The organism is Buttiauxella sp. AC038, from assembly GCF_979253565.1.
The window spans coordinates 4293281-4305789 of record NZ_CEEDCQ010000001.1 but is presented as its reverse complement, the minus strand read 5'-3'; the positions used below and the strand labels follow the sequence as shown (position 1 = coordinate 4305789).

Here is a 12509-nt window from a genome sequence, read left to right as displayed (position 1 = left end):
ATGTGAAAGCATGACGGTTGATGAAACAGAATATGCCTGGCGGCACTAGCGCGGTGGTCCCACCTGACCCCATGCCGAACTCAGAAGTGAAACGCCGTAGCGCCGATGGTAGTGTGGGGTCTCCCCATGCGAGAGTAGGGAACTGCCAGGCTCCAAATAAGTGGAAAGCCCTGTACTGACGTACAGGGCTTTTTGCTGTCTGTAATTTACGAAAACCACTCTCATTTCCTCGCTATAATCATCTAAGCAACACGGCGTTAAGCAGTTTAATCAACTATTTTAAATTTCCACATCCCACTTATTTACTATTCCCGTAGCTAAACCTCCCATCCATTAAGCGATACAGACCACAGATCATACTTCTGACACTCACATGAATCAGATCCAGTACATACTTATGGTTGGTAAAACATAAAAGACGCAATGCCAGCAAGGCACTGCGGTACGGTTATCGGAACTGAAAACACGACAAGCAGGCTAACTTATGGCTAAAAATACTATCTGTATTTGGTTTGATCATGATGCGGAAGACGCAGCTCATTTTTATGCTGCGACCTTTCCAGACAGCAGAGTTGGTGCCGTTATTCCTGCCCCAGGAGACTATCCAGATGGCAAGGCTGGCGACACAATAGTTGTCGAATTTGTCGTCGCAGGTGTTTCATGCATCGGCCTCAACGGTGGGCCGCATTTCAAACACAGTGAAGCTTTTTCCTTTCAGATCGCTACCGAAGATCAGGCTGAAACGGACCGCTACTGGAACGCAATTGTTGGTAATGGCGGCCAGGAAAGCGACTGCGGTTGGTGCAAAGATAAGTGGGGTGTTAGCTGGCAAATTACCCCTCGCGTACTGACTGAAGCCCTGGCTACGGGTGGAGACACCGCCAGGCGTGCGTTTGGAGCGATGATGTCGATGAAGAAAATAGATATGGCTGCTATCGAAGCGGCAATACTTGGTTGATGAGTTGAAGCGCATTGGACCTATAGTCAATGCATGTCGCAGACGCCTTGCTCGTCATAAAATGGTAAATCCCGGCCCTAAATCTCCCGCAACAACCGAGCCGGGTTGCCTGCATAAATCCCCGGCTTAAGAATATCCTTCGTGACCACGCTCCCAGCGCCTATCACCGCACCACTACAGATAAATTCTGTCAGGATCGTGCTTCCACTGCCCACGATCACGTTGTCGCCAAGATGAATACTGATCCAACTTTCGGGATCTGGATTGAGTTTTCCGGAGCGGAAGAGATCGTTGGCAAACGTCACATTGTGGCCAATAAAGCAGTTTTTGCCGGTTGTTACCTTCTCGCAAAGAAATGAATGTGACTGGATGCGGGTTCCTGCGCCAATAACACAGTGTCTTTGAATCTCCACGAAAGGGCCGACAAAGACATCATCGTGCAGGGTGCATTCGTAAAGGTTTACCGGTTCGCATACCGTTACTTTGTCGCTGGCTGTCACATTTCTGATGCCGCTTTTCAGTATTTTCATTTTTGTCCCGTAGCTGAAACATTGCCCATTTTGTGAGTCACTTCAAACCTTTTATTCTCAACCTACTACTTTCCAAAAACCAGCACTGATAGATCATAAAACAATCAATAACAGGTGGATACTGAATTCAGATAAAGCATATAGCCCTTCCTTAGAAATAAGCTAACCACAGGAATATGCTGATGAATAAAGACCTACAGGCAGTGAAGAATTTCGATTTTCTGGCGCGTAGTTTTGCTCGTATGTATGCACTTGGGCAAGCTGTCGATATTCGAGCCGTGACCGGCAACATGAACATGGAGCAAAAGGCCTGGTTTCTAGGGCGTTATGAGTATTATTGCCAGCAAGCGACTCGGGCTTGTGAACTTGAGTTGGAACACTAATCTCTGTGGGCCTTCGGGCCCATTTCTTTTTCTAAGCACCATCCCATTCCCATTTCCCAACTATCCTTCCCTGTATTTCATCTAAAAACATAAAAGCATTAGCGATAATATTTAATTCTTTTATCTAATCACCGCCATTGGAAATACTGCTCCCATCATCGATACAGGAGCATTCCTCACGGCAAAACGACATTCTCTCTGGCTGGCTACGCTTGCCCTTATTGCAACGCCAGTATTCGCGGTGGATGTGACCGTCGCGTACCAAACTTCTGCTGAACCCGCCAAGGTCGCGCAGGCTGATAACACTTTTGCCAAAGACAGCGGAGCAAAAGTTGAATGGCGTAAATTCGACAGCGGCGCGAGTGTGGTTCGTGCGCTGGCATCAGGCGATGTACAAATTGGCAATATCGGTTCCAGCCCACTCGCTGTTGCGGCAAGCCAGAATGTCCCTATCGAGGTCTTCTTGCTCGCCTCGCAATTGGGTAACTCCGAAGCACTGGTTGTGAAGAAAGGTATCTCCAGCCCGAAAGATCTTATCGGTAAGCGTATTGCCGTGCCGTTTATTTCCACCACGCATTACAGCCTGCTGGCGGCCCTGAAACACTGGGGAATTAAGCCTGGCGAGGTAGAAATCCTTAACCTTCAGCCTCCGGCGATTATTGCGGCCTGGCAGCGCGGTGATATTGACGGTGCTTATGTTTGGGCACCTGCGGTTAACGAGCTGGAAAAAGAGGGCAAAGTGCTGACCGACTCTGCACAAGTGGGTACGTGGGGCGCTCCAACTCTGGATGTCTGGGTAGTACGTAAAGACTTCGCGCAACAGCATCCGGAAGTTGTCGCAGCCTTCGCCAAAAGCGCTCTCGCCGCGCAGAAAAGCTATATCGACAATCCAGATGTTTGGCTGAAACAACCAGATAACCTGAGCAAGCTGTCACGCCTGAGTGGTGTGCCGGAAAGTGATGTTCCAGTGCTGGTGAAGGGAAATACTTACCTCACCGCGAACCAGCAAACCGAGCAACTTAGCGGCCCGGTAAATAAAGCGATTGTCGATACCGCTCAGTTCCTCAAAGCGCAAGGCAAAGTCCCGGCCGTTGAAACGGATTACAGCCAGTTCGTTACAGACCGCTTCGTAAAACCGTTGGCGCAGTAAGGAGTTAGCCATGTTACAGGTTTCGCATTTAAGCGCGGATTTCGACGGTAAAACGGTTCTCAACGACATCAACCTGACCGTAGACGAAGGCGAGTTACTGGTGGTTCTCGGTCCGTCTGGCTGCGGGAAAACTACGCTGCTTAACCTGATAGCTGGCTTTGTTCCTTATCACTCCGGCAGCATTACACTAGCGGGCGAACAGGTCACGGGGCCGGGTGCTGAGCGCGGCGTAGTATTTCAGAATGAAGGGCTACTGCCGTGGCGTTCGGTTCTGGATAACGTCGCATTTGGTTTGCAGCTTGCCGGGCAGCCAAAGCCTGCACGTGAGGAAATCGCGCTCGATATGTTGCGTAAAGTGGGGCTGGAAGATAAGGCGAAACGTGCCATCTGGCAGCTCTCCGGCGGGCAGCGCCAGAGAGTAGGGATTGCTCGTGCGTTGGCGACTCGCCCGCAACTTTTACTGCTCGATGAGCCTTTCGGCGCGCTGGATGCCTTTACTCGCGAGCAAATGCAGACCTTGCTGCTCAAGCTGTGGCATGAAAGCCGCCGTCAGGTGTTGTTAATTACTCATGACATTGAAGAAGCCGTGTTTCTTGCAACTGAACTGGTGTTGCTTTCACCGGGGCCTGGGCGTGTGCTGGAGCGTATGCCGCTCGACTTTGGCCGCCGGTTCACCGCGGGTGAGCCATGCCGCAGCATCAAATCCGATCCGGAATTTATCGCGAAGCGCGAGTACGTGCTGAGCCGGGTATTTGAACAGCGCGAGGGCTTCTTATGAGCATCGTTATTCAGGATAAAGCCCGCCGCAAACGGCTGGCGTTGCATTGGCCATTTTCTCGCCAGATAACGCTAAGCATTGCGACGGTGGTGACAATCATCTTGTTGTGGTGGTGGGTTGCAGCACAGCAATGGGTTAGCCCTTTATTTTTACCGCCGCCATTTCAGGTGCTGACAAAGCTAATTAGCATCGCCGGGCCGCAGGGGTTTATGGATGCAACACTCTGGCAGCATCTCGCCGCCAGCCTGCTGCGCATTCTCACGGCACTTTTCGCTGCAGTATTAATTGGTATTCCCGTGGGTATCGCGATGGGGCTAAACCCGACAGTGCGCGGCATTCTCGACCCGCTGATTGAGTTGTATCGCCCGGTGCCGCCGCTGGCTTATTTACCGCTGATGGTGATTTGGTTCGGCATCGGTGAAACCTCGAAAATTTTACTGATTTACCTGGCGATATTTGCGCCTGTCGCGATGTCGACCATGGCGGGAGTGCGCAGCGCAAAACAGGTTCGCATTCGTGCCGCCGAAGCTTTGGGGGCATCACGACTCCAGGTTGTCTGGCATGTGATTTTGCCCGGTGCGCTGCCGGAAATTCTAACCGGTTTTCGTATTGGGCTTGGCGTCGGCTGGTCAACGCTGGTTGCCGCTGAGCTTATCGCCGCAACGCGTGGCTTAGGTTTTATGGTGCAGTCAGCCGGGGAGTTTCTGGCAACGGATGTCGTGCTGGCAGGCATCGGTGTGATTGCCGTTATCGCATTTTGTTTAGAACTGGGTTTACGGGCATTGCAGCGCCGTTTAACCCCATGGCATGGAGAAGGGCAATGAGCGAAAAAGTGAATATTACGCCACTGGGGCCATATATCGGTGCACAGATTAACGGCTTAACGCTGAGTCGAGGTTTGACGGATAACCAATTTGAGCAGCTTTACCACGCGCTGATCCGCCATCAGGTACTGTTCCTTCGCGATCAACTTATTACTCCCGCACAGCAACGTACGCTGGCACAACGGTTTGGCGATCTGCACATCCATCCGGTTTATCCACATGCGGAAGGTGTCGAGGAAATTATCGTGCTCGATACGCATAACGATAACCCGCCTGATAACGATAACTGGCACACCGATGTGACGTTTATTGAAACGCCGCCAGCTGGTGCGATACTGGCAGCAAAACAGCTTCCAGAATTTGGTGGTGATACATTGTGGACCAGTGGCATTGCTGCGTTCGAGGCGCTTTCAGAACCGTTCAAGCGCTTGCTCTCAGGGCTGAAGGCGGAACACGATTTCCGCAAATCATTCCCGGAATATAAACATCTTCGCAGCGAAGAAGAGCATGAGCGTTGGCGTGAGGCGGTTGTTAAGAATCCGCCGTTGCTGCATCCAGTGGTGCGTACCCATCCGGTAAGCGGCAAGCAGGCGCTGTTTGTTAACGAGGGGTTCACCACGCGGATTGTCGACCTCTCACAAAAAGAGAGCGATGTGCTGCTCGCCTTCCTGTTTACACATATTACGAAGCCGGAGTTCCAGGTTCGCTGGCGCTGGCAGGAAAACGACATCGCTATTTGGGATAACCGTGTCACGCAGCATTATGCGAATGCTGATTATCTCCCCGCTCGCCGCATCATGCATCGCGCAACGATTCTGGGGGATAAGCCTTTCTGGCGAGGGTAATGGGATTTTGGTGGGTGAAGCTGGTCGGATAGCAATGCGCCATCCGACGCAGTTATTTTGCTCGTACCTTTGCCGCTACTAACAACGCTGTCAGTAACATCAAACTCCCTGATAACACCAGCGGCGAAATTATGCCGAGATTATCCAGAGCCAACCCGCCAATTGCCGCTCCACAGGTGTTTGCTAACTGGATCACCGCAACCTGAATAGATCCCGCTTTCTCTGCTTGATCCGCAAGTGAACGAGTGATCCATGTCGACCAGCCAACGGGAATCAGAGCAAAGGCAAAGCCCCAGATAATGGCAACTGCTGATGCGACGATTTTATCGCTCCCCCACAACACCAGAACCAGAGCGCTCAGTGCCAGAATCAGCGGGGCACAGGTGAGAGATAACTTGAGTGAACGCTTGAGGAAAACAGCAGAAAGCGATGTGCCAACAAAACTGGCGATACCAAAGCTCAACAGCACCAGCGTCAGGCCGTCGACATCAAACCCTGCAAGCGTCATGTACACCGGGCGGATGTAAGTGAAGAAGGCAAACTGTCCGGCAAAGGTCATAAAGATTGCCGTCATGCCCGCCAGCACGCCTGGGCGTTTAAGCAGGCCAAGCATGTTTTGCTTATGCTGTGTTGATTCACCTGGCAGCGGCGGCAGTGCTTTCCACACCCAGATGATACAAGCCACGCCCATTAATGCCGCGCCATTGAAGACGTTGCGCCAGCCAATAATACCGCCTAAGAAGCTACCGAGCGGGGCGGCGATAACCAGTGCGATAGAGACAGCACCGAAGATGACCGAGAGCGCTTTTGGCACTGTACGTGCTGGAACCAGGCGCATGGTTAAAGAGGCTGACATTGCCCAGAAGCCGCCGAGGGCAATCCCTAAACAGGCGCGCCCAATCAGCAACATGGAGAAGTTTTCAGCAAAGGAAACCAGCAGGCAGGAGAGGGTGAGCAGCACAGAGAAAAGGATGACTACATAGCGTCTGTCAGTTGAGCGGATAATGCTGGTCACAAACAGGCTTGCGAACATTGCCACGAAAGCCGTGACGGTAACGGACTGCCCGGCAACGCCTTCGGAAATGCCCAGCTCTTGTGCCATGGGTGTCAGCAAACTAACCGGCAAAAACTCAACGGTAATCAGGCAGGCGACGCAAAACGCCACGGCAAAAACCGCCGACCAGTTAGGCCGTGTTACGGCCACTGGCTCGTTTATCACTTCTACATGCTCACTCATTTATCCACCCGGCGCTGCTTCCAATAAAGCCGCGTAGTGTAGCATCGTAAGTGTGATGCATTTAACGTTTTGGCAACTTTTTCGATATGTTTTAGAAATCAAGTTCCAGGGCAAAACAGAGATAGGCCATCAATTGCGAGCAATGCTGAAATTGTTCGGCACAGAAATTGATAGCATCCGGTTTGCACAGCTCTTCGAAATCGATGTTTTTCAACGCGATAAAATCTTTGCGCTTCAATTCAGTAAGCAAAGGATGGGTTTTATCAAAGCCTTTTGGCGGGCGACTTAAGCTGTCGCCATCCATGATAAACCCGTGGCTTTGTAGCTCCTGTAACGCCTTTTGATAAGCGTTGGGGTTCTCATCAATGCATTGGCGAATAGCACTCAGGGCTTTTGATTCAGGATGCCAAATTCCTGCGGCAATAAAGCAACCTTCAGGGGCGATATGGAGATAGAGGCCTGGTGCATGAACGTCTTTTCCCTGGAAATGACGGAACTGAATCCCGACATTGGTTTTATAAGGTGTTTTATCTTTGCTAAAACGACTGTCTCGCTGCGGGCGCATAAGACTACCGCCGACTTTTTTCGGCACCGCAGTGAGCTTCGATGAAATGGCAAGAATACCGGGCTGCATCTGCTCGATAAACCGCAGGGCAGGAGTGCGCACAGTATTCTCGTACTCCTCCTGATGTTCTTTAAACCAGTCTCGGGAGTTGTTTTGCGCGAGTTTGTTCAGGAACTGCAGACTGGCTGCACTAAAAGTTGTACTGGCAGATATCGTGGACGTCGGGGTTTTCGTTATTTGAGCATTCATTATTGATGGACCCTTATTTGAACCATTTAAGCGGCTATATCTGCGAGCTTAAGGATGGCGGATTTCTCTGTCTTTCGATGTGAAACGTCTCCAACCTTAATATATTTTCCTCATATGTTAATGTTTTTTAAGCATTGGTGGTGCAATTCTGGATATGGGAGTGTAAGGCCTTAGCTTGCTAAAAGCTGGGACAACAAGGAAAAACTATGGCACACGCAATGAGCTCTCATAAAAATAAGATCGCATCACTCGTTTTACTGGCACTGTTCGGCCTTACCGCCACAGTGGCTCAGGCTGACCAACTGGCCGATATTCAAAAAGCAGGCGTCGTGCGCGTCGCCACTTTTGACGCTAACCCCCCATTTGGCTCCATCGATGCTAAAACTCACGATATCGTTGGCTATGATGTTGATTTTGCGAAGGCTCTCGCAAAGTCTCTTGGCGTAAAACTGGAGCTGGTGGCAACCAATCCAGCCAACCGCATTCCTTTGCTGCAATCTGGCAAAGTGGATCTGATCGTCGCTGATATCACCATCACGCCGGAGCGCGCGCAGGTTGTCGACTTCTCCACGCCTTATTTCGTGACGGGCCAGCAATTCCTGGTACCGGCGGCGTCAGCGGATAAACTTGATGACTACGGGCACGACCGTATTGGTGCAGTAAAAGGCACGACCGGTGAGCAGGCGCTGCATCAGCGTTTCCCATCCGCTCGCGTGCTTTCCTATGACGATATTCCACTGGCGCTGACGGCGCTGCGTAACGGCAACGTGCAGGCGATTACCCAGGACAGCACCATTCTGGCCGGTCTGTTGGCTGAAGCACCGGATAAAGTGAAGTTCAAAATTCTCCCTGACCTGCTCAGCAAAGAAGAGATTGGCGTCGGGGTGAAGAAGGGTGAAACGGCGCTGCTTACAGCAGTTAACGGCGAGTTAGTGAAGCTTGAGCAAAACGGTGAAGCGACGAAGATTTACGACAGCTGGTTTGGTCCTGGCAGTAAAACTCCCCAGCCACGCGGCTTTAAAATAGAAGCTCAGTAACATGGTGAGTGCCTTCTCCAAACGATCCGCGGTGCAGGCCGCGGATTTTGCACATTTACAGGATGCCAGCGTTGAGTTTCGCCAGGCTGGCAAAAGTTACGATGAAAACCAGGTCCTCAAGTCCATCGACCTGAAAATCAACGCAGGTGAAGTGGTGGCGATTTGCGGGCCTTCGGGCTCTGGTAAATCGACGTTAATCCGACTGATAAACCAGCTCGAACCGTTAAGTGCGGGAGACATTTTTATTGATGGCAAACCGACACGGGATTTGCAGGGCAAAGCTCTGCGAGCCTTGCGTAGCCGCATCGGATTTGTGTTCCAGCAGTTCAATTTATATGCTCATCTCACCGCCGAGCAGAACATCACACTTTCTCTGATGCATGTTCATGGCTGGGAACCTGATGAGGCTAAACAGCAGGCAGTAACGTTGTTGACTCGGGTCGGGCTTGCCGAGAAAGCACATCAATATCCTGCGCAGCTTTCCGGCGGGCAGCAGCAGCGTGTGGCAATCGCCCGGGCTTTAGCATCCTCGCCGCAGATAATCTTGTTCGATGAACCCACTTCGGCACTGGATCCGGAAATGATCGGTGAAGTGCTGATGGTGATGAAATCCCTGGCCCACAGTGGCATTACGATGATTGTCGTTACCCATGAAATGCAGTTCGCCCGGGAAATTGCCGATCGGGTGGTGTTTATCGATGGCGGCGAAATTCTTGAGCAGGCTCCTCCGGCGCGGTTCTTCAGCTCACCGCAACATCCACGCACCCGGCGTTTTCTACAAAAGGTACTCGACCCTCTGCATGCCGGGTTTAAGGATGAACCATGAACTGGCACATAGACTGGGCTGGAGTCCTGACAGGACAGCCGTTGCAGTGGATTACTTCCGGCTTTTTAACCACGGTCTGGGTCACCCTGGCGGGAGTACTGCTGGCAACGGCTTTAACGCTGTTATTACTCGGGTTGAGACTTGCCAGCGGGCGAATTGGTCGTGCGGTGGTTGCGGTATGGATATCTCTGTTTCGCAACACGCCTCTGCTGGTGCAACTGCTGTTCTGGTATTTCGCCGCGTGGAATGTCCTTCCGCAGGCGTTGCGTGGCTTTATTAACGATGAGCACAGCTGGTCAATACTACCCGGAAATGTGTGGTGGCTCACTCCGGAGTTTCTCTGCGCTGCCTGGGGGCTTGGGCTGTTTACTTCTGCATTTCTGCTCGAAGAACTGCGCAGCGGGTTGCAGGCCGTACCTCAGGGACAGGTGGAAGCTGCGCTTTCGCAAGGGTTCTCATCCTGGTCTATCTTCCGTTGGATCCTTCTACCACAAGGGATGAGGAATGCCTGGCAGCCGGTAGTGGGGCAGTATCTTAATTTGATGAAGCTCTCGTCGCTGGCCACTGGTATCGGCTTTGCGGAACTGACTTATCAGGTCAGACAAATCGAAAGCTACAACGCACATGCGCTGGAGGCTTTTGCTGTGGGAACAGTGCTGTATCTGGCTTTAGGATTGGTGATGGGTGGATTGTTCGCCTGGCTTGGCCCGCGCCCGTCTGAACATAAGCGCCAGGTGACTAAAGTGCGGGATACGGAGGCACAGCATGATAGCTAATCTGACGGTGATTACCGACAACCTTGATTATCTACTGTGGGGAAGAATGGCGCAGGGTGAACCGGGCGGCGTACTGCTCACGCTGCTAATGGCGGCTGGAGCGGCAGTGTTGGCGCTGGTGGGGGGCGTATTGCTGGCAGGACTCGCCTGGCGGTTTGATGGCATTGTGCGGCGGTTACTGTTTATTTGGGCTGAATTCATCCGCGGTATCCCGCTTATTTTTGTGATTTTCTGGCTCTACTTCTTGCTGCCGATTGTCACCGGTAGCGATTTACCCGGTGTGCTGACCGTCACTCTGGCGCTGGCGTGGTTTACCTCTGCAGCAGTGATGCACACCACGTTCGCGGGTTTACAGGCTCTCCCGTCCGGGCAACATGAAGCGGCGTTGGCTGGTGGATTGAATGCATGGCAAATACTGCGCCTGGTATTGCTGCCACAGGTGATGCGCAACGTCTTTCCTTCCTACATGGGGCTATTTATCGCGCTGCTTAAAGACACTTCTCTGGCGTTCATCGTCAATGTGCCAGAGCTAACCACCGTGGCGGGACAGGTCAACAGCCGGGTGCAGGTCTATCCCGCGGCCATCTTTATCTTTACGGGATTGGTGTATTACCTGCTGTGCAGTGGCCTGAATTACATGGTGTCTCTCAGGTATCGCCGACGCGGCACTATTGCCACTCCGTCGCCACTGAAAGTTTAGACAACAAAAAAGCCACCGTGAAAGGTGGCTTAATCATATGAATCTAAAGCTAAAATTTGGTGGCCCCTGCTGGACTTGAACCAGCGACCAAGCGATTATGAGTCATGGAAATAGTCCTTTCCCATATTTTCTCATTAGTTCTGGTTTGTAATTTAAATTCATTTAAATCATTGTGTTAATTGTCATTTTTAGTTTCTGTTTGTCTCCAAATGTTCTGGGCAGTAAGATTGTTACCTGACCCATTACCTGACCCGATTTTCGATTGGGTCAGGTAAGAGAAAACTAACAGGTGATGGTGTGGCAACTCATTTAACGGATACGGCAATACGCGGGCTGAAACCTAAAAACACTTCTTACTACGAGTGGAGTAATAGTGGCCAGCGTGGTGCAGGACGACTGGGGGTAAAAGTACAACCTTCAGGTAGTAAGATTTTTTATTTTCGGTACTACGTGGATAAAGGGAAGAAAGAGAAGTTCATCCAATTGGGCATCTGGCCCGAGATGAAACTGGTGACGGCCAATGAACTCGCGAAAAAGTATGGTGCCTGGCTTGTTGAAGGAAAAGAACCCCAGCAAGAGCTTGAGCAACAGCGCCTGGCCGAACAGCACATCATGCAACTGCATCGTTCTCAGGGATCGTTTGAAGAACTGGTGCATGGTTACGTCAATAAGATGAAGCTCGACAATAAGCGGACGTGGGCTGATGTATTGAAGCGCATGGAAAGAGAGTGCTACTCGGTTATCGCTCGAGAAACCAAAGCAAAGGATGTAACGCCTTTGCAGATCAAGACCATTCTCTCAGGCATTATCCAGCGTGATGCAGTGGTTCATGCGAACCGAATTCGTTCCTACCTGATGGCAGCATTTAACTATGGTCTGAAAGCCGATAACGATCCGATGAATACCAGCGTGGGTATTACGTTTGGTCTTGAAGTTAACCCGGTATCGGCCATACCGAAGCAGTCTTCGGCGGAAAAAGTGGGTGATACATGGCTAACGCTGGAAGAGTTGCGTGTTGTCATGGAGCAGTTCGCAGAGGCCACCAATGTTGGGCCGCTGATGCAGCATTTAATCCGCTTCTGCGTTTATGCTGGTGGGCAGCGTCCGTTTGAAATGATTGCCAGCCAGTGGAGCGCGATTGACTGGCAGCAAAAGACGTTATTGGTCATTGCCGATGTATCGAAAAACAAGCGTGAGCATCTGATCCCACTGACTGAGTCGGCATTACAGGAATTAGCCTCAGTGAAAGAGCTGACTAAGGAAAGTAACAGCCCTTATATTTTCCCGCTATCAACCAACGGTGAGCGCCCGGTGCGTACCGATAGCCTGGCGCGTTCCATCATGTATTTCCGGGCTTTTAATCCTGAGTTCAAAGTTTTCACGGCGCGAGATTTACGTCGGACCTGTAAAACGCTGATGGGGGAGGCGGGGATCAGCAAAGAGATACGGGACCGTATTCAAAATCACGCTTTGAGCGACGTCAGCTCGAAACACTACGACCGTTATGATTACCTGACTGAAAAGCGCAGAGCGCTTGAGGTCTGGGAAGACCGGGTTAACAACTATCAACGGCAGCAGGAAAACAACGTTGTGAACTTGTTTGAAGGGAGGTAAGGGCTTGTCAAAATATGAGCTTAATTCAGCAGAAGAG

The 12509-nt window shown here is 51.3% G+C and carries 14 protein-coding genes and 1 rRNA gene; 12 read left to right on the top strand and 3 right to left on the bottom strand.

Going from position 1 to position 12509, the window contains the following annotated elements:
- Nucleotides 1-35 precede the first annotated feature (35 nt).
- A 5S ribosomal RNA gene (gene rrf / locus AC0IXI_RS20390) occupies nucleotides 36-151 on the top strand.
- Between the two features lie 333 nt (nucleotides 152-484).
- Nucleotides 485-958 carry a VOC family protein gene (locus AC0IXI_RS20385; protein ID WP_134187236.1) on the top strand — a complete coding sequence of 158 codons (474 nt, stop codon included), beginning with the start codon at nucleotides 485-487 and terminating at the stop codon, nucleotides 956-958.
- Nucleotides 959-1035: 77 nt separating this feature from the next.
- On the opposite strand, the gene AC0IXI_RS20380 is transcribed toward AC0IXI_RS20385, so the two are convergent.
- Entirely contained in the window at nucleotides 1036-1488 is a 453-nt protein-coding gene (locus AC0IXI_RS20380) for an acyltransferase (RefSeq protein ID WP_134187234.1), read from the bottom strand.
- 182 nt (nucleotides 1489-1670) lie between these two features.
- Here AC0IXI_RS20380 and glgS point away from each other — a divergent pair, with 182 nt between their 5' ends.
- The 5 genes from glgS to tauD all read left to right on the top strand — a co-directional run bounded on the left by glgS (nucleotide 1671) and on the right by tauD (nucleotide 5468).
- Nucleotides 1671-1871: a cell surface composition regulator GlgS gene (glgS, locus tag AC0IXI_RS20375; RefSeq protein WP_226812226.1), complete on the top strand. Its 201-nt coding sequence runs from the start codon at nucleotides 1671-1673 to the stop codon at nucleotides 1869-1871.
- 202 nt (nucleotides 1872-2073) lie between these two features.
- Nucleotides 2074-3021 (top strand): taurine ABC transporter substrate-binding protein, encoded by a 948-nt coding sequence (tauA, locus tag AC0IXI_RS20370; protein WP_471683257.1) that lies wholly within the window; start codon nucleotides 2074-2076, stop codon nucleotides 3019-3021.
- Between the two features lie 10 nt (nucleotides 3022-3031).
- Entirely contained in the window at nucleotides 3032-3799 is a 768-nt protein-coding gene (gene tauB, locus AC0IXI_RS20365) for a taurine ABC transporter ATP-binding subunit (protein WP_134187230.1), read from the top strand.
- A complete protein-coding gene (gene tauC, locus AC0IXI_RS20360; protein WP_134187228.1) occupies nucleotides 3796-4623 on the top strand; it encodes a taurine ABC transporter permease TauC in 828 nt (275 codons plus the stop codon). Before tauB ends, tauC begins: the two co-directional genes overlap by 4 nt.
- Entirely contained in the window at nucleotides 4620-5468 is an 849-nt protein-coding gene (gene tauD, locus AC0IXI_RS20355) for a taurine dioxygenase (RefSeq protein ID WP_471683005.1), read from the top strand. The genes tauC and tauD overlap by 4 nt, the downstream gene beginning before the upstream one ends.
- A gap of 52 nt (nucleotides 5469-5520) precedes the next feature.
- Here tauD and nepI read toward each other — a convergent pair whose 3' ends face one another.
- Both nepI and AC0IXI_RS20345 read right to left on the bottom strand, forming a co-directional pair.
- Nucleotides 5521-6705: a purine ribonucleoside efflux pump NepI gene (nepI, locus tag AC0IXI_RS20350; RefSeq protein WP_064516036.1), complete on the bottom strand. Its 1185-nt coding sequence runs from the start codon at nucleotides 6703-6705 to the stop codon at nucleotides 5521-5523.
- A 91-nt stretch (nucleotides 6706-6796) separates the two neighbouring features.
- Nucleotides 6797-7519, bottom strand: a complete 723-nt coding sequence (locus AC0IXI_RS20345) for a DUF2461 domain-containing protein (RefSeq protein WP_471683004.1) — start codon at nucleotides 7517-7519, stop codon at nucleotides 6797-6799.
- A gap of 218 nt (nucleotides 7520-7737) precedes the next feature.
- Between AC0IXI_RS20345 and AC0IXI_RS20340 the strand changes: the two genes are divergently transcribed.
- From AC0IXI_RS20340 to AC0IXI_RS20320, 5 genes are all read left to right on the top strand, one after another.
- The gene (locus tag AC0IXI_RS20340) at nucleotides 7738-8556 is read left to right on the top strand and encodes an ABC transporter substrate-binding protein (protein WP_064516374.1); all 819 of its coding nucleotides are present in this window, start codon (nucleotides 7738-7740) and stop codon (nucleotides 8554-8556) included.
- 1 nt (nucleotide 8557) lies between these two features.
- A complete protein-coding gene (locus AC0IXI_RS20335) occupies nucleotides 8558-9382 on the top strand; it encodes an amino acid ABC transporter ATP-binding protein (RefSeq protein WP_064516040.1) in 825 nt (274 codons plus the stop codon).
- Nucleotides 9379-10158, top strand: coding sequence for an amino acid ABC transporter permease (locus tag AC0IXI_RS20330; protein ID WP_471683003.1), 780 nt, complete (start codon nucleotides 9379-9381; stop codon nucleotides 10156-10158). Before AC0IXI_RS20335 ends, AC0IXI_RS20330 begins: the two co-directional genes overlap by 4 nt.
- Complete coding sequence (locus AC0IXI_RS20325) at nucleotides 10148-10858, top strand: amino acid ABC transporter permease (protein WP_471683002.1); 711 nt, start codon at nucleotides 10148-10150, stop codon at nucleotides 10856-10858. Before AC0IXI_RS20330 ends, AC0IXI_RS20325 begins: the two co-directional genes overlap by 11 nt.
- 297 nt (nucleotides 10859-11155) lie before the next feature.
- Complete coding sequence (locus AC0IXI_RS20320; protein ID WP_471683001.1) at nucleotides 11156-12472, top strand: tyrosine-type recombinase/integrase; 1317 nt, start codon at nucleotides 11156-11158, stop codon at nucleotides 12470-12472.
- Nucleotides 12473-12509 lie beyond the last annotated feature (37 nt).

Excerpts from the sequence above, each read along its gene's own strand:
- tauB (WP_134187230.1), top strand. The coding sequence starts at position 3,032 with ATGTTACAGGTTTCGCATTTAAGCGCGGATTTCGACGGTAAAACGGTT.
- AC0IXI_RS20385 (WP_134187236.1), top strand. The coding sequence starts at position 485 with ATGGCTAAAAATACTATCTGTATTTGGTTTGATCATGATGCGGAAGAC.
- AC0IXI_RS20335 (WP_064516040.1), top strand. The coding sequence starts at position 8,558 with ATGGTGAGTGCCTTCTCCAAACGATCCGCGGTGCAGGCCGCGGATTTT.
- AC0IXI_RS20380 (WP_134187234.1), bottom strand. The coding sequence starts at position 1,488 with ATGAAAATACTGAAAAGCGGCATCAGAAATGTGACAGCCAGCGACAAA.
- nepI (WP_064516036.1), bottom strand. The coding sequence starts at position 6,705 with ATGAGTGAGCATGTAGAAGTGATAAACGAGCCAGTGGCCGTAACACGG.
- tauC (WP_134187228.1), top strand. The coding sequence starts at position 3,796 with ATGAGCATCGTTATTCAGGATAAAGCCCGCCGCAAACGGCTGGCGTTG.
- AC0IXI_RS20325 (WP_471683002.1), top strand. The coding sequence starts at position 10,148 with ATGATAGCTAATCTGACGGTGATTACCGACAACCTTGATTATCTACTG.
- AC0IXI_RS20340 (WP_064516374.1), top strand. The coding sequence starts at position 7,738 with ATGAGCTCTCATAAAAATAAGATCGCATCACTCGTTTTACTGGCACTG.
- AC0IXI_RS20345 (WP_471683004.1), bottom strand. The coding sequence starts at position 7,519 with ATGAATGCTCAAATAACGAAAACCCCGACGTCCACGATATCTGCCAGT.
- tauD (WP_471683005.1), top strand. The coding sequence starts at position 4,620 with ATGAGCGAAAAAGTGAATATTACGCCACTGGGGCCATATATCGGTGCA.
- AC0IXI_RS20330 (WP_471683003.1), top strand. The coding sequence starts at position 9,379 with ATGAACTGGCACATAGACTGGGCTGGAGTCCTGACAGGACAGCCGTTG.
- glgS (WP_226812226.1), top strand. The coding sequence starts at position 1,671 with ATGAATAAAGACCTACAGGCAGTGAAGAATTTCGATTTTCTGGCGCGT.